15 protein-coding genes are annotated in these 16,969 nt (G+C 41.6%); 5 read left to right on the plus strand and 10 right to left on the minus strand.

Features of this window, described 5'->3' with window-relative positions:
* Nucleotides 1-264: 264 nt before the first annotated feature.
* The 4 genes from CTER_RS06800 to CTER_RS06815 form a co-directional block, all read right to left on the minus strand.
* Nucleotides 265-1,335, minus strand: coding sequence for a response regulator transcription factor (locus CTER_RS06800; protein ID WP_004624693.1), 1,071 nt, complete (start codon nt 1,333-1,335; stop codon nt 265-267).
* Nucleotides 1,328-3,157: a sensor histidine kinase gene (locus tag CTER_RS06805; protein WP_004624605.1), complete on the minus strand. Its 1,830-nt coding sequence runs from the start codon at nt 3,155-3,157 to the stop codon at nt 1,328-1,330. Before CTER_RS06805 ends, CTER_RS06800 begins: the two co-directional genes overlap by 8 nt.
* A gap of 237 nt (nt 3,158-3,394) precedes the next feature.
* Nucleotides 3,395-4,270, minus strand: coding sequence for a hypothetical protein (locus CTER_RS06810; protein WP_004624696.1), 876 nt, complete (start codon nt 4,268-4,270; stop codon nt 3,395-3,397).
* Nucleotides 4,271-4,276: 6 nt separating this feature from the next.
* The gene (locus CTER_RS06815) at nt 4,277-5,161 is read right to left on the minus strand and encodes a VOC family protein (RefSeq protein ID WP_004624715.1); all 885 of its coding nucleotides are present in this window, start codon (nt 5,159-5,161) and stop codon (nt 4,277-4,279) included.
* 418 nt (nt 5,162-5,579) lie between these two features.
* On the opposite strand from CTER_RS06815, the gene abc-f reads away from it, so the two are divergent.
* A complete protein-coding gene (gene abc-f / locus CTER_RS06820; RefSeq protein ID WP_004624672.1) occupies nt 5,580-7,067 on the plus strand; it encodes a ribosomal protection-like ABC-F family protein in 1,488 nt (495 codons plus the stop codon).
* A gap of 69 nt (nt 7,068-7,136) precedes the next feature.
* Here abc-f and panD read toward each other — a convergent pair whose 3' ends face one another.
* The 5 genes from panD to CTER_RS06845 all read right to left on the minus strand — a co-directional run bounded on the left by panD (nt 7,137) and on the right by CTER_RS06845 (nt 11,761).
* Nucleotides 7,137-7,523: an aspartate 1-decarboxylase gene (gene panD / locus CTER_RS06825; RefSeq protein ID WP_004624566.1), complete on the minus strand. Its 387-nt coding sequence runs from the start codon at nt 7,521-7,523 to the stop codon at nt 7,137-7,139.
* Between the two features lie 124 nt (nt 7,524-7,647).
* Nucleotides 7,648-8,511 carry a pantoate--beta-alanine ligase gene (panC, locus tag CTER_RS06830; protein ID WP_004624654.1) on the minus strand — a complete coding sequence of 288 codons (864 nt, stop codon included), beginning with the start codon at nt 8,509-8,511 and terminating at the stop codon, nt 7,648-7,650.
* A 62-nt stretch (nt 8,512-8,573) separates the two neighbouring features.
* On the minus strand, nt 8,574-9,401 hold the full coding sequence (gene panB, locus CTER_RS06835; RefSeq protein WP_004624562.1) for a 3-methyl-2-oxobutanoate hydroxymethyltransferase: 828 nt from the start codon (nt 9,399-9,401) through the stop codon (nt 8,574-8,576).
* Complete coding sequence (locus CTER_RS06840) at nt 9,376-10,245, minus strand: Rossmann-like and DUF2520 domain-containing protein (protein ID WP_004624701.1); 870 nt, start codon at nt 10,243-10,245, stop codon at nt 9,376-9,378. The genes panB and CTER_RS06840 overlap by 26 nt, the downstream gene beginning before the upstream one ends.
* Nucleotides 10,246-10,858: 613 nt before the next feature.
* Nucleotides 10,859-11,761: an alpha-hydroxy acid oxidase gene (locus CTER_RS06845; RefSeq protein WP_004624613.1), complete on the minus strand. Its 903-nt coding sequence runs from the start codon at nt 11,759-11,761 to the stop codon at nt 10,859-10,861.
* 418 nt (nt 11,762-12,179) lie between these two features.
* Between CTER_RS06845 and CTER_RS06850 the strand changes: the two genes are divergently transcribed.
* On the plus strand, nt 12,180-13,409 hold the full coding sequence (locus CTER_RS06850; RefSeq protein ID WP_004624630.1) for a hypothetical protein: 1,230 nt from the start codon (nt 12,180-12,182) through the stop codon (nt 13,407-13,409).
* A gap of 483 nt (nt 13,410-13,892) precedes the next feature.
* On the opposite strand, the gene CTER_RS06855 is transcribed toward CTER_RS06850, so the two are convergent.
* Nucleotides 13,893-14,711 (minus strand): fibronectin type III domain-containing protein, encoded by an 819-nt coding sequence (locus tag CTER_RS06855; RefSeq protein WP_004624538.1) that lies wholly within the window; start codon nt 14,709-14,711, stop codon nt 13,893-13,895.
* Nucleotides 14,712-14,976: 265 nt separating this feature from the next.
* Here CTER_RS06855 and CTER_RS06860 point away from each other — a divergent pair, with 265 nt between their 5' ends.
* The 3 genes from CTER_RS06860 to CTER_RS06875 all read left to right on the plus strand — a co-directional run bounded on the left by CTER_RS06860 (nt 14,977) and on the right by CTER_RS06875 (nt 16,922).
* Nucleotides 14,977-15,777, plus strand: coding sequence for a GNAT family N-acetyltransferase (locus CTER_RS06860; RefSeq protein ID WP_004624708.1), 801 nt, complete (start codon nt 14,977-14,979; stop codon nt 15,775-15,777).
* A 348-nt stretch (nt 15,778-16,125) separates the two neighbouring features.
* Entirely contained in the window at nt 16,126-16,473 is a 348-nt protein-coding gene (locus CTER_RS06870; RefSeq protein ID WP_004624622.1) for a helix-turn-helix domain-containing protein, read from the plus strand.
* A 101-nt stretch (nt 16,474-16,574) separates the two neighbouring features.
* The gene (locus tag CTER_RS06875) at nt 16,575-16,922 is read left to right on the plus strand and encodes a hypothetical protein (RefSeq protein WP_004624718.1); all 348 of its coding nucleotides are present in this window, start codon (nt 16,575-16,577) and stop codon (nt 16,920-16,922) included.
* Nucleotides 16,923-16,969: the final 47 nt, after the last annotated feature.

Consider the following 16,969-nt stretch of genomic DNA (forward strand, 5'->3'; position numbering starts at 1 on the left):
TGAAAGGTCTCCTGTAAATTCAATTGTGACTGGTTGCCTGGAATCTATGTTTGTATTATATAACCTCATGTGAAGTTGACTCTACCATATCCGTGACATCATATGTAACAATTGTTACCTCTTTTTCAAGATGAGATTTGTATAATTCGCACAAAAAAAGGAACTGGTGCCCGAGTGAATAAAATTTATTCATTGTGCACCAGCCCCTTCACAGTAAGTAAATTAACTCATAATGCCAGTTTTAAATTAGTCCAGGCTCTGCAGTCATACGGGCTGACTGAAGTATTTTTTCCTGTATTCCTGGGGTGTGAGGTTATAAACCTTCTTGAACATCTTTGCAAAATAGGAAAAATTATCGTAGCAAAGCTGATTTGCTATGCCATATATGGGCATATCCGATTCGGATATAAGTACCTTGGCCAATTTCATACGCTCCTGTAAAATATAGTCCGACAGGGACATGCCTGTTTCCTTATGGAACAGCCTGGAAAGGTATGACTCGTTCAAATGAACGTATTCCGACAATTCCTCACGGGTCAGCTTCCTGTTGAGATTCTGCTGTATATACCTCTGCAGTTCATGGACTATGCTGTTTTTCTGGTACCGGTTCTCGTTGTTTCCGGCGTTTGTACAGACAACCTTTATGATATTTTCCATCCATTGCTTAAACTGCTCATCACTGCAGGTAATTTCATGTCCGTCCATGCTCAGTTCAAGACTGCTTAAATTATCCAGCGGCATACCTTTTTTCTTCTGTACAAAAACTGCTGTCTGCAAAATACTTTGATAGACTTTTATGAGAGTCCCTTTGTTGTCTTTTCTGCAGGAAATCCAGTCCATGGTCTGATCTATCAGGTCACCGGCTTCTTCGGTGCCGGCATTTCCAAGCAGACTTTTCCATTGTTCCTCAATATTATAGAACCTCTTGAAGCTTTCCATGCTCTCCTGGTTGGTCCGTTCCTTTATCAGCCTGTCAAAATTTTTGCGGAGGACCTCCTCCATTTCTTCATAAATGACCGGCTTTAATAAATAATCACAGCTTCCCAGCTGAAGGGCTTTACGGACATAATTGAAATCGGTATGGCAGGTCAGAAACACCGCTTCCAGCTCCGGGAACTGTTCTTTGGCCCACTCCAAAAGCTGGAGTCCGTTCTCCTCAGGCATATTTATATCACATATAATTAAATCAACCGGTTTGCTTTCAAGTATTGCCTTGGCCTCTCTTGCATGATAGGCCTCAAATACCTCTGCAACGCCCAGCTTTTCCCAATCAATACCGTCAACGATACCCTTTACTGCATAAATCTCATCATCAACAACTAAAACACTAAACACACTGATCCCTCCCCAACGCTGTTTCCGATACCGGTAATGCCATCTCAACAACCGCTCCGCCCCCGGTATTGTTAAAAAAGGATATTTTTACCTCCGAGTGGTAATACAATTGACAGCGGCGTTGAACATTCCAGATACCTAAATGCTTGTCAAATCCCTTGTTAAAGTAGTCTTCTGTTTGAAACTCCGATATTATTTCGGGCGGAAAACCCTTTCCGTTATCTTCAATTCTGATGGAAATATATTTCTCGTTGCCCCCGGTATTCAGCCTTGCTTCAACCTTTATATAAAACGGCAGATCTTCCCTGTAGCAGAAACCATGCTCCATTGAGTTTTCCACAAAAGGCTGAAGTATAAACGCCGGAACTGGTACAGTCCCCAGTTCCTCCTCAATTTCTATATTATAGTCAAAGGCCTTTGGAAACCGTATTTTCTGAATACTCAGATAATTACTGATATGTTCCAGTTCCTCTGATAATGTGACAAGTGTACGGTTTGTGCGCATCATAAATCTCAAGTAACGGACCATATGCAGGGTAAGCTGCTTGACCAGCTCGGTTTCCCTGACCTGCGCCAGTGAATACACAAGGTTAAGACAATTGGCGAAGAAATGCGGATAAATCTGCGCCTGCAGTTCCTTCATCTCTGCCTTTTGTACCCTTAACTGTTCTTCATAAATACCGTTTTTGAGGTACTGGACCTCATGGGCCATATTGTTGAAGGCATTGTTTATGGAGTTGAACTCTGATAATTTAGACGGTTCAATACGCGCAGTGAGATCCCCCGCCTGGATTTTCCCCATTCCTCTGAGCAGTTTCTTTACAGGAGAAGCAATCTCTTTTTGCAGATAAAACAAAAATATGGCCAAAAAAACCGCTGCCGCAAACGGGGTCACATAAACTACTCTTTGAAAGGCTGTCAGCTTTTCTACAAGAGCATTTACGGGAAGTACAACAACTAAATAAAGCTCCGACACATCCGAGTGGATGTCTACAATCATTGAATCAGCGCCGTCATTTTCACTTTTTAGTATTGTATAAGGTTTGGAACTATCGGTCAAAGCTTTCTGAAGCAGTTCCCGGCCAAAGGTTTTTGACGGATGCACAGTCGTATTCTTTGTAAGTACTTCACCTTTTGAAGATGCAAACATCACCTGGGAGTTGTCACTGAACTCAAGAAACCGTATGGGCTTAAGCAAATCGTCCAGGTTCACCCATACTCCGATATATGTTTCATAGCCTGTATCTGTCAATTTAAGCAGGAATTTCTGTCCCTTCAGATCAAACTGCTGCCAGCTGTTCACAAGCTGCTTGCAAATATCGGGGTCCCTGAGGATATCGCCCAGTTTTGCGGCGATTTCATCATAATCGCCCTGCTGCTGAGGAGCCATAATAAGTTCCCTGGAATTGGGCTTATACAAAAATATGGCATTGGCATAACTATATTCAAAAACATCCTTCTGAAATTTATTTGATAGATTTACATTGGCTACATAGTCCTCTATAGTGGTGGTTGGATTAGATCCTATATATATGATGTTTGGATCCTGGAAAGCCATGCTGTGAAGATATTTTTCCATATCCTTCAGTATGTTGTCAACCTGGTTGCTGTGTAACTGCACGATACTTTTATTGGAGGCTGCGACCTGATCGCATACCACCTTCATGGCATACCAGTTGTTACATATGAGGATGAGCAATAGAGGTACGGTTATAAGCACAAAACCGAAAATTATTTTAAACCTCAACGTAGAAGTTGAGAATGAGAAACAATGCTTCAAATTAAGTATATGAAACACTCCTTCCGTTACTATAACGCACATGGATATACTCACCGCCTTTAAGGCCAAAGTTACGCAAAGGCTACCTTTGGCAGCCTTTCACCTGTTGAGGTGGTAACATCCGTGTGCCTCGTTATATTCATTTAAGTTAACATTTACACGGCAGGGATTCCAATAACCTAGTCACAAATTCATGTTAACATGAGATATATGTCTGTGTCAATTTATGCATTATTCTCAAAATCAATCACTGCGAACTGATGTTATTACCGGGTGGTATTATGCAATTTTTCGGATATAACGGCCAGAGGGAACCAAAGTAAATTTTTCCATCATAATAAAGACTGCAATAAATAATTCATAAATAACAAGTGTACCGAATAGTCCCCAACCTTCATTGAAAACCAGAATGTTCATTTTTACAAATAAACTTTGAACTGCTATAGAAATTATGAAGGGAACGATTTTCCAATACCACTTTTTTAGAACACATGTGAAAACCACTAATAAAAAAGATTCAAACATATGATAAAAAAATATGATTATGGTACTGGATAAATATAAGTCCTTGAAATAATTGTCTACAAAACCAAGACTGTAATGTAATTTTCCCATAAGCAGAAGGACCGGAGCAGGAGTGTGTACTATAAGCATTGCAACAAAGTAAAAGGTTATTGTCCTTATTGCCCCGTATTGTTTTAAAATCAATTTATCAAACCACAGTTTGGCGATTGCCAGAAATACAACCGTTGTAATTGCAGTCATGTGATATCTCCACCAATGGTGTTCATATAACCCCTGTTTAACAAACAAATATTCTATTGCCAGATAGAAAGCCGTAACTGTCGATATCCAGCCGAAGCGGAGTGAAAAAGCCGCCATTACAACCGCAACAGCAGGGTAAACCGTGGTGTTCAGAAGAAGATGCCCCAGTAAATTTTGTGCCCAGGGGTTGTCAAAAAATCCTGTTTTATAGGCATATGAATCAAACAGGCCAAGTACTATAAACTCGCCTATCCAAGCAGTGCCAGCCGCAAAAAGATAAAAAACAATAAGTGTGGAAACCCTGTAAGTATTTCTTTTCAAATACATACTTATTGCGGTAATTCCCACACCTGTAACAGCAAGACAAATATACCAGAATAAGTTCGGCACACTCCTTCAGTCTCCCTTCCTGGCCTTTTCCAAAGCTTCCAGGTCAAATTTCTTCATTTTGAGGAATGCCTCAGTTACTCTCCGTATTTCAGCCTCCGACCCATTAAATAAGATATTGTCCATGTATTCAGGCACAATCTGCCATGAAACTCCAAACCTGTCCTTTAGCCAGCCGCACTGTTCGGCTTCGGGAACAGCAGACAGCCTATCCCAGAAATAATCAATCTCTTTTTGATCCTTGCAATAAACCATAAGTGAGAATGCCTCGTTAAAGCCGAAGTCGGTATCATATGCATTATCCATTGCCGATAAGCTGAACCCGTCCAATTTGAAGCCGGCATAATTGACTTCGGCCTTTGAGTTCTCTGCCTCACCTTCGCCATATCTGCTGACCGTTCCTGTCTCAGAGTCCTCAAATATACCCGTATAATATTTTACGGCTTCCTCGGCTTTTCCGCAGACTTCATTGGAAAAAAGCATATTTGGTGTTATCTTTTGAACGTTTTGTATATTTTCCGTAAACATTAACTGCCAGGATAAACCATATTTATCCTGTACCCAGCCGTACCACCTGCTGAAAGGGTATTCTCCAAGCGGCATCAATTCTGAACCGCCCTCGGACAATGCCTTCCACTTGATATTTACTTCTTCTACCGATTCACATGCCACCATAAGTGAAATTGACGGATTAAATCTAAAATAAGGTCCTGCACTTATGGCAGAAAACCGCTGTCCGGCCAACTCGAAATCCACGATTTCCGAATCTCCGGAAGGTGTGTCTCCGATTACTGTCACATTTAAAAGCCGGGACTGCTCAAACAAACTGATATAAAACAAGGCCGCTTCCTTAGCCTCTTTGTCGTACCATAAATGAGGAACTATTTTCTGCATAGGCATCTCCTTTATCCTGCCGGAAAGTTTTTAGGCTTTTTAATTTTAATATTATCATTATACCAATCGGACTTCGGGCTTAAACATACATGAAAAAAGTTCTATGTTTTGTATGTTGAATTTAAAATTCCGGTATGTTATATTATTTTTACAAACAAATGATTGGAGTTGAAAAGATGAAGTAATTTTTCTTGTATTTTGATGCCGATAAGACAACGCAGGGTGAAGTGCGCTTGTTTTTATGGTGTTATGCAGGAAAGTTACTGAATTCTTATCACTCAACCGTATATCTCCGTCCTGCCGCAACAGGGCCTGGCTGTGTTATATTTTGAGCTGCAAGAATTTACTTTCTTGCAGCTTTTATATTTCATTTTAAGATTGAGGCATACTTGTATATAGGTGCAGGAGGAGGATTTTTATGTCTTTAATAAATGTTACAAACCTGACTTTTGCCTATGACGGCAGTTATGATAACATATTTGAAAATGTGAGCTTTCAAATAGACACGGATTGGAAATTGGGTTTCACCGGCAGGAACGGCAGGGGGAAAACCACCTTCCTCAATCTGCTGCTCAGCAAATACGAATACAGCGGTAAGATTTCCGCAAAGGTAAATTTTGAGTACTTCCCTTTCGAGGTTAAAAACAGGGAAATAAATACAATTGATGTGATTGAGGAGATATGTCCGGATTATGTTCATTGGGAGGTTATGCGCGAACTCTCCCTGCTGGAGGTTTCCGATGATGTTTTGTACCGCCCGTTCAGCACTCTTTCAAACGGAGAACAGACAAAAGTCCTGCTGGCTGCCCTGTTCCTAAAGGAAAACAGCTTTCTGCTGATTGACGAGCCCACAAACCACCTGGATATGAATGCAAGACAAATCGTCAGCGGCTACCTGAAATCCAAGCATGGATTCATACTTGTTTCACATGACAGGGCGTTTCTGGACAACTGCGTGGATCACATCCTGTCAATCAACAAAACAAATATAGAAATACAGAGGGGCAACTTTTCTTCCTGGTGGGCAAACAAGGAATTACAGGATAACTTTGAGCTTGCCGAAAACGAAAAGCTGAAAAAAGATATCCAAAGGCTGGCTTCTGCGGCAAAACGCACTTCCGACTGGTCTGACAGGGCTGAGGCCAGAAAAATAGGCTTTGACCCCACAAAGACCGAAAAAAGCGCCGGACGCAGGCCATATGAGGCAGCAAAAGCAAAGAAAATGATGAGCCGTTCAAAATCGATACAGGAAAGACAGCAGTCGGCCATTGAAGAAAAGTCCAGGCTCCTGAAAAATATTGAAAACACCGAGAAGTTGAAGATTTCGCAGCTGGACTATCATTCCGACCGGCTTGCAGAACTTGATGACGTATCCATCTTCTATGGTGAAAAAACGGCCTGCCGGGGAGTGAGCTTCAATATAGAAAAAGGCGACAGAATAGCCCTGAGCGGCAGGAACGGCTCGGGAAAATCCAGCCTGATCAAGCTAATATGCGGAGAAGATATTTCATACACAGGCACTTTCAGGCGCGCAAGCCAGCTGAAAATATCCTATGTTTCCCAGGATACCTCTCACCTTAATGGAAATCTGACCGGCTATGCAAGGGAAAATGACATTGACGAAAGTTTATTTAAGGCTATTCTGAGAAAGCTTGACTTCTCAAGGGTTCAGTTTGAAAAGGACATGTCTGATTTCAGCGGAGGACAGAAGAAAAAAGTTCTGATAGCCCGAAGTCTTTGTGAAAAGGTCCATTTGCATATATGGGACGAACCTTTGAATTTTATAGATGTGCTTTCCCGTATGCAAATTGAGGAACTGCTGCTGGAATACACCCCTACAATCCTGTTTGTAGAGCATGATATTGAATTCCGCAGGAATATTGCTACAAAAGTAGTTGAGCTGTAAGTGCAGCTCTATAAAAGTACATGCCTGAAATTTGCGCTGCTTCAGGCTGTACTTTTATACGAGCTTTTTTCACATGTCCAGCTGTCCGTGCTTTTCATAAGCGGTAATCTTCCGTATTTTATTTTTATGGTCTACAAAAACAACTGCAGGCTTGTGATTCTTCGCCTCCTCCGGCTCCATTGTGCAATAGGCCATCAATATTATCAGATCGCCAACCTGAACACATCTCGCTGCCGCACCGTTCAGGCAGATCATTCCCGAACCGCGTTCTCCCGCAATACAGTATGTTTCAAAACGGTTTCCGTTATTTATATCAACAACCTGGACCTTTTCGTACTCGTAAATCCCGGCTGCTTCCAGCAGTTCCTCATCAACCGTAATGCTGCCGACATATGAAAGTTCGGCCTGCACAACAGTTGCACGATGTATCTTGCCTTTAAGCATGGTAATGTTCATACCAACCCCCCTGTGTCAAAATTCCAAAATATTGTTATATATTTTTATATATTGTTAGCTTATTAAACATAAATAAACATTATCAAATACTGTTAAAATACCTTTTTTGAATACTATTTGAATACTATATGTTTTCATTCAGCCCGGGCTGGAACACAAAGTTGTCTATCAGGCGGGTTTTCCCTATAAATACCGCCAGGGCAACCAATACAGGTCTGTCTATCGAATCCGCCTTTTCCATCGAAAGTGCGTCCACCACCTCTATATAATCGATTCTCGCCATATGTTCCGTATTAATATTTTCGGTTATAACAGAAATGATTTTATCCGCACTTCGTTCCCCCTGCTCAAGCAGCTCCCGGCCTTTGACCAGTGATTTGCTGAGTATTAATGCGGCACTCCGCTCCTGAGGGCTTAAATAGGTGTTTCGGGAGCTTTTTGCCAGACCGTCGTCTTCGCGGATTATGGGGCAGCCTATTATTTCAATATCCAGATTGAGGTCACGGGCCATACGCCTGATAACCGCAAGCTGCTGTGCATCCTTCTGCCCGAAATAAGCCCTGTCGGCACCCACAATGTTGAATAATTTGTTCACAACGGTGCATACACCCCTGAAGTGCCCCGGCCTGCTCCTCCCACAAAGTCCCCGGGTCAGGGAATTCATATCCACAAATGTACAGAAGTCGGGCTGGTACATTTCAGAGGCGTCGGGATGGAATATCAGGTGGGCACCCGCTGCTTCGCAAAGGGCCCTGTCATGTTCCAGATCACGGGGATAGCTGTTGAAATCCTCCGCGGGGCCAAACTGCATGGGATTTACAAATATACTGACAACCACACGGCTGTTTTGGCCGGCGGCCCTCCGGATCAGGCTTTGGTGCCCTTCATGCAGGTAACCCATGGTGGGCACAAAACCTATGCTATGTCCCTCCCGTTTCCATGACTTTATGGTTTTACGTACTTCGTCTATTGTTTTTACAATTTCCATCGAACCTTTCCCTTCCGGGACAGCTGCATTCACTCTGCCAGAGCTGTTTTTCCAGCTGTTCCTCAATATAATTTTTCAATGATCGAATCTGCTATATCAAAGCAATGTTCCGGTGCAGGAAAAGCTCCCTTTTCAACCTCGGAAATATATAGTTCAAAAGCTTTTTTCATTTGCGTGCCGATATCGGAAAAGTGCCTTACAAACTTGGGTGTGAAGTCGCTGAACATGCCCAGCATGTCCTGATAAACCAAAACCTGTCCGTCACAGCCGTTCCCTGCCCCGATCCCTATGGTAGGAATGGAAATACTTTTGGAGATAATTTCTGCAAGCCTTGCCGGAATACATTCCAGCACTACGGCAAAAGCCCCTGCTTCTTCCACAGCTTTGGCCTCTTCAATGAGCCTGCGGGCATCCTCCACACCCTTACCCTGAACTTTAAAACCGCCCAATGCATTTATTGACTGCGGTGTCAAACCTATATGCGCCATAACTGGAATTGACGCCTCCACTATGGCCCGGATCTGAGGGCATACCACGCTGCCTCCTTCAAGCTTTACCGCATTGGCATGCCCTTCCTTGACAAGGCGGCCCGCATTGCATACGGCGTCATACACCGAGGTCTGATAAGACATAAATGGCATATCACTGACAACCAGAGCATTTTGTGCACCTCTTGCCACAGCTTTGGTATGGTGAAGTATATCGTCCATTGTAACCTGCAGCGTATCCTTATATCCCAGGACTACCATTCCCAGTGAATCTCCCACCAGTAAGGCATTTATTCCCGCTTCATCCATGAGCCTGGCTGTGGAATAATCATATGCCGTCAGCATGGTCAGTTTTTTATTCTCCTGTTTTGCTTCTCTAAATGAAAGTACCGTATTCTTCATAGGCCTTCTCCATCATCCTTTCCATTTCGTCGTAGCTGAAATATGGTCTTTTTTGTTTCGCAACAGCAAGCAGTTTTTGTGACAGAAGTATATACAACTGCCTGTCGGTTTCATCCAGAGAGGATAAATTTCTTGCCGCAGTTTCCACGTCACCGCGCTCTACAGGTCCCGTCAAAGCCTGTACCGTCCCCTGCCTGACAATATTCTGAATATTGCCCGTCATTAAAGGCAACAGTGCACGACTGGCACTTTCCGCGTCAAAACCGCAGCCCTTGAGCAGATCAATGCCTGTCTGAGCCAATGCGACTACAAAATTGCTGGCAAAAACCGCAGCGCTATGGTACCTTGGCTTATTTTCAGGCGAAATAACCTGTACTGGATTTCCCAGCTGCTTCAAAAGCATCTGCATTTCCTGCAGGCGCCCTTCCGAGCCCTCCAGGGTAAAAAAGGCCTTATTCAGTTCCTTGTGAGAATTAAACCTGTCGCTTATTCCAAAAAGCGGATGGATAGAATAACCATATGCATTATGATTATCAATATTTGAAAAAACTGATGAAGATAATGAACCACTACAGTGACAAATTATTTTATTTTTGATAGACAGCTTCCCAATGCAATCCCATATTTCTTTTATTGTTCCGTCGGGAACAGTGAGAAAAAGAGTATCACTTGCCTCTACAATGCCATCAATGTCGTTAAAGCTCATTGTGCCTGTAAATTCCGCCGCCTGTATTGCAGATTGAGGATCTTTGCTGTAATATCCCGCAACCTCCAGATTGTGTTCACGGAAATATTTACCAAGGCTGAATCCTACTTTTCCTGCTCCAATAAATCCTATTTTCATAAATATCACCTCCCGAAAAAAGAGGGGCGATACTCTTTTAAGTCCCATTCCATGAGGATATGAGCTGGCCTTCAAAAATAAATATAAATAAGTCTGATGTAGTTTCAACAGTCAATTGCATTCAAATATAATACCCTCTGTTGACAATGTATAACACGCCTCACGCCGGCTATTTTGACACTTTTCTTTTGTCGTCGTCCTTGCCTTGCGTCAGCAAGGCTGCATCCATCCTCCTCGAAAATTGTCAAAATATCTCGGTGTGAGGTCGGTGATTTTTGAGTGAGATAATTTGGCTTGCGGCAAGCGGCTTCAACGCAGCCGCAGGGCAAATTAACCACTCAAAAACGTATTGTACATCGTCAATAGAGGGTAACCTCGGGTCATTTGTCATTGACTTTGAGAATACTACCCATTCAACGTAAAATATAACACCTTTTTATTGTCCTTGTAAAGACTCAGTAAAAAAATTCGCTCCGCACAATTTTAGCTTATTTGCATATGGAGAGTTAATTTTCTTTTCGCCAGGGGGGACTACTCCCCCTTCGACGGAGCTAAAGCTCCTGAGCGCCCCCTCTGCTTCGGAAATGGAATTCTCCTTTTGCATCCCGAAAATCTACCTCTTCCAGATAACTGACGAATCTATACTCCCGAGATTTTTAAAACATGTACGAGTCATCACTCCGGCAAGCTCTCTGGTTATACCGTTTATTTTTTGCTCCACACCCTCGGCTCCGCTTTCGGCCAGCAGAGGCATCAGGGCACGACCCACCGACACGGCATCGGCTCCCAGCGCCAGGGCCTTGAATACGTCCATACCGCTTGAAACGCCGCAGTCCGCAAAAACCGGTATACTTTTGTTTATTACTTTTACGATTTTGGGCAGGATCATAAGCGGCGGCACTGCAAAGTCCATTATTCCATGGTGATGGGAGACAACTATTCCCCTTACGCCCGCTTCGGCACATTTATATGCATCCTGCTCGCTTAGTACTCCTTTTATAATAAAAGGCAATTTGGTTGCCTTGACAAAACTTTTGATTTCGTCAAGTGTTTTTCCCGTCATGGGAAGTCCCAGGACATTATCGTACTGACCGCTGTTGTTGAAGGAGTGGTCTATATCCATACCAAGAGCAAAAACTCCGCACTTTTCGGCATGTTCTATTTTCTTAAAAATCACGTTGTTATCAGCATGAGGTTTGATTATTTTAATTGTTTTTGCTCCCGTAGCCGTTATGGCTTCAAGCTCAGCTTCTTCACCCATACCTGTCCACATAACCGCTCCGGCCTTAAAGGCTCCTCTGGCCATTTCGGCCATGCCGTTGGGGCGGGTTCCGTTAAGGTGGGATAATGCGGCTGTCATAACTGGGGTTGAAAAGGTTTCTCCGTAAAGCTCAAGTTTGGTAGACGGTATAACAGAATCAATATGCCTCATTTCAACCAAAAGTGAATCAAAGTATTCACGGGTTATTTGATTTGAATCTCCGGCCCTGTATTTTTGTTCGGTATTTTGTGCCATTAAATTCCCCTCCCGATATGGATTATTCCGGTAGTCTGTACTATCTAAAATGTATATTGTCCGAAAAAAAAACTTAACTACCGGCAATGTATGAATTTAGATATTACAGGCTGCTGTTTGTAGTTTACTCCATTACAGGCCCTTTGTCCATTAATTCAAAAACAGCCCGGGCGGCAGCCTGCAAAACCATGCGTCTTAAACTTGACACCATGCTACTGTTGTCCCATAATGGAATAAGCAGGTAATTTTACAATACTGAGGAGTCTGGCAATATGACACAACCGCTTTGCATTGTATTTGCTCCATGCCTTGTCCGATAAGGGCGGTAATTGCATGGAGCGGTATATATTTTACCGCCCGGTTCGGACTTTGCTTTCTTATTTTTTAATAAAAATAAACCATATTAAGGAGCAGAGTTATGAATAATAGAGTTTTACTAGGATTTGCAGCGGTGGATATAACACCCTCATATAATGTTCAGACCGTAGGCTTTGGCCGTCAGGACAATTTATCCAGAGGAGTGCTGCACAGGCTGTCGGCACAGGTTTCCGTATGGCATTCCGGCAAAGAGGTTTGCTGCCTTGCTGCGATTGATCATATTGGCTTTATGTGCGAGGATGCAAATATATTACGTGATAGGATAGCAAACAGGCTTAATGTAACACGTGAAAAGGTTATGCTCTGTTTCAGCCATACCCACAGCGCGCCTAATATCAGTCTTGAGCAGGAGTACTTTCAATTTTTATGTGAACAGGTACTTTCTGCGGTAAATGAGGCCGAAAAAACACTTGCGCCTGTTAAAGCCGCCTGGGGAGTGACTGAAGCTGATATCGGAATAAACAGGAGAAACGCTGCGGGTGTTTTGGACAGACGTATAAATATCCTCAAAATTGCAGATGCCGATACAGGACATTTACGGCTGCTCATCTTAAGGTTAACAGCTCATGGCAATGTCCTCCGTGAGGATAACTACATGATATCCTCGGATTTTGTGGGGGTAACCAGAAAGCTGCTTGAAGAACGGTACGGCTGTGGAGTTATGATAACCCAAGGCGCCAGCGGTAATGTCAAGCCAAAATACGAAGGTTCTGTGGAAGCGCTGGACAAAATGGCATCTGCCATAATGGATGCGGTTACTCCGTGCGCCCATAAGCTTCAGCCCGATGAAATCCGTAAGCTGACCATGTTTTCGCAGATAGAACTCTTTTATGCCGATGTTCCAGCCCCTGAGCGGGCCGAAGCAATCTCAGCAGAAGCCATGGAGCTGCATTGCATAGACGGCACCCAATGGCTTGAGGAAGTTGCCCGCCTGCATGGAGAGAACATAACGCGCCAGAGTACAGAGATGGAGCTTCAGTATTTCATTCTGAATGATGGATGTCTATGCGGAGTTCCGAGTGAAATCATGTGTGAACTGGCAGTGGATGCAGCCAGGGCCTGCCATAACGAGCTTGTCTGCTTCGGAGGATATACAAACGGCTGCAACGGCTATCTTCCTTCTGCCGGAGAGTATGACAGGGGCGGATATGAAGTTCTGCACTCATACCTGATATATTATATTTATCACGGCAGGGTCATGCCCCTAAACCGGGATACGGCCGACAAATTGGTGAAGCTGGTCACTGAACGGCTGAAGGCAGCCGATTAAAATTCATCTGATATAAATAAACTTTTATATAAACATATAGGTTAAAGGCATGAGGACCGGACCAACCTGTCTTCATGCCTTTATTTATGTTAAGGAAATTATGTGTTAATCAATGAATACAAACCAGTGACATAAGGCGTTGTGAAGCAGCTTTGTTCACACAGAACCCTTTGTTAAACGTTTATAAGCTTTTGTAACCATCATCAAACAGACATAATTCCGATTGCCCATAGTCAACGGTAATTTTTTGTTTTACCTTTTACACCTTTTCCATCAATAGTCTTTCTTTTCATCTTATCTTATCCTTTTTATATCCTTATACCGGGTAATATCGGGTAATATAATGAGTGGTTTTAAAAACCCCAAAATTGGCTTACGACTTTAAATCCCAAAAATAATCAAATCCTACTTGAATAAATAGTATCACTGCCAACATTTACTGTAAATAACATTTTAAATGTGTTTACCGTCTTTCCCATGTTCCTATTCGGAATATAAGGGTCTGAACAACTGCATGTATATGCTGGCATCCAATTTACTTTTATCCGTATCCATACCTTTATCTTTAACAAATCTCTGATCCTCAGGCTCTTGATTTACCGAATATGAGTAAATAGGCACGTATTGCAGCAATTTTGCAGACTCTCCCGGCTGCTGCATTACAGTAAACCACTCCTTGCCTGCTTCCTCCCGGCTTATAAAACAGTCCTTTACCTGAAACCATTCCCCGGCTTTCCATGGCATATCCGGCATATCTGTATTGTTGACTATAAAATCAACTTTCTGCCATCCGGTTTGTTTCCCTGTTTCAAGCATCTCACTTTTCTTCCTGAAATCGGATAAAAGAGCATATTCCACCTGATTTCCATGCAGTGGAGCCGTTTTGAAATAGTAGGTCCGCCCTTTTAGAATTTTCTCTCCCGACTTTGTTACAACTCTATAAAAGTATTTTGTACCCGGTGTAAGGTCATTTAATACAGCTATTTCCTGAAATACATCAAGGGATGGATTTTCCCCCGGTTCCTTATTATATCCTGCCAAAGTTGCCGATTTTCTCAATCCGTTAATCTTGAATTCTCTGGCCGGTACTTTTTTCCCCAGGCTTTCAGCCTGCCCGTATTCAACATAAGACTCCCGGGCAGTCTCCCCTGTCAGCCAACAGATATTCATTTCACTTTTTGGATGCAGACTTAATAAATACGGTTGTGTGTATATCATTTGTCTGGTTTCTTCAGAAAAAACCGCATATGAAAATATACCAAAAATTATGAGGATACCAATCAGTAAAATAAGTTTCTTCATGCGGTAACCCTCCTAAAGCCAAGAATTACTATAACAACCTTATCATATAACTTTATTGTAAATTGCGTTTTAATCGGCAGTAAATTTGTTATTAAATTATAATTTGCAAAATGATAACCGCTGCCGCTCTGGAAAAAGTAAATATAGATCATCCAGGCTTGTACTGATACTGCCGAATATGGTGAATTTAATGTATGTTACATGATTCAGGCATATGGTAAAATATAGCTGACCATTAAATTTTATAAAATATTACGGAGAATATATGGCTGTTGAGTTAACTAGAGAAGAATTTGCAATAGCGGAAGGTTTTTTTAATAAAACTATGTTTCAAATACCTGCATTAGCAGTCATAAATTCAAGATTTCCCGGCAAAGTATTTGTCGACAATAAGGAAAATCCCCGAGCTGCACTTGTTTGGGCCTTATCAAGATGGTCATACCTATCGTGTACGGAATTCCTGCCAAGACATATTAGTTTTATTATGGAAGTTCTAAATACTATGATTTTTCCTATACTTGGAGAAGTCGGTGAAAGTGACTTTGAAGTCTACTGTGATAATAATGCCATTCGGGATAGTATATTGAATGAAGCATTAAAGAACTTCAAGGTGAATAACCATCATGAAAATACATTTATCTTGAATAGAGAACGATTTGAAAAATTGGATTTTGAACAGAAACTCACAAGGGATCTGGAAATTTGCGAATGCATTCTGCCTATAGTTCCTGAAGTGTATCATAAGTATTACCCATACGAAAAGTTTGGCAGAAAGGTCTTTGGTATGGCAGTAACGAAAAACGGAGAACTCATTTCTCAATGTATGAACAATGGATTTGCTCATGGAAACAGGTATTTTATTGACCTGGATACTTTTAGCAACAGTGAGAGAAACAAAGGCTACGGGACCCTTATTTCATATCATCTCATAATCAATCAACTGAAAAAGGGACTTCTGCCTCTATGGGAAACTACTGTTGATAATATGCCCTCCCAAAAAGTCGCTTATAAATTGGGCTTTGAAAAGGCGGAGGAATACACTGTATATACCATCACAAAATTTTAGCGGCTGGTCTTATCCATGGGATTCTTTCTTTTCCTGTGTAATGAGTGCAGATTTAAAGTCTTTATCAGTTCTACTTTCTTTTTATGTATTTGGAAAGTATGTGCCAAGCAATAAATTATAAAAATACCTGCGCAGGTGGCGAGTGATAAAAGATATTCTTCCCAACTCATATTCACTAACATTATATTCATCCCCTCATTCTTTTAAAATCTTCCTTCCTCTCAATTATAGAAAATTTTTATGCATACGTCAACACCTAAAGATCATAATATTTCATGTTACGACTTTTGAGTCATTGAGTTTTTTACCATTAACAATTAACTTTCTAATTAGAGACGAGGTGAAAAAGTGAGTGACATTGCAAAAATTGTAGGTGACAGAATAAGGATTCTAAGAAATGAAAAGGGATTGACTCTGGAAGAATTAGGAGATAGGGCAGGTATTAATGCAACCCATTTGGGAAGGTTGGAGAGAGGCGAAAAAAGTGCCACAGTTGACAGCTTGGAAAAAATTGTGAATGCTTTGGAAATCTCTTTTGAGCATTTATTTAAATATATACAGCCATCTACAGAAAATACTGATAATACTGCTCTTTCCATTCTCATAAATAAACTTTCCACATTGAGTGTACATGACCAAAAGCTGTTATTGCCTCTGATTGATGATTTATTTAAACTGATGAAACATAAGGCCTGATCATACCACAGAGTATAAATGATCCTGGATGAAGATCATTATTGCAGAATAGTTTTAAAGTACGAATTAGAGATTATTCATATAACAGCGAGGTGCGTGAGATGAAAAATAGTTTTTCTGAGGTTAAGTTATTTCAAGTGAACCCTGATAAACTGATTGAATTTGAAACATTGATAACAACGATAGCTGACGAACAAAAACAGCAAATGGGCTGTATTGATATCAAATATGTCAAGCGTTTTTTTACCATTGACGGTGTCCAGAGTGGAGAACCCCCTCGAGAGTTAACCAAAATTGTTAAATGTGTTAAGTATTTTTCTTATTGGGAATTCGACAATAAGGAGAATTACGGCAAAGCGACAGAATGGTTTTTCAAAAATCACCTCAAGGATATTCAAAAGCTGCTGATTATGCCTTTTGACATTAACTGCGGAAATTCGATATACTAAAAACAATATTCAAAAAATTATCACAAAATTTGCGGAGTCGGGTTGGA

The organism is Ruminiclostridium cellobioparum subsp. termitidis CT1112 (assembly GCF_000350485.1).
GTDB classification, from domain to species: Bacteria; Bacillota; Clostridia; order Acetivibrionales; family DSM-1351; genus Ruminiclostridium; species Ruminiclostridium termitidis.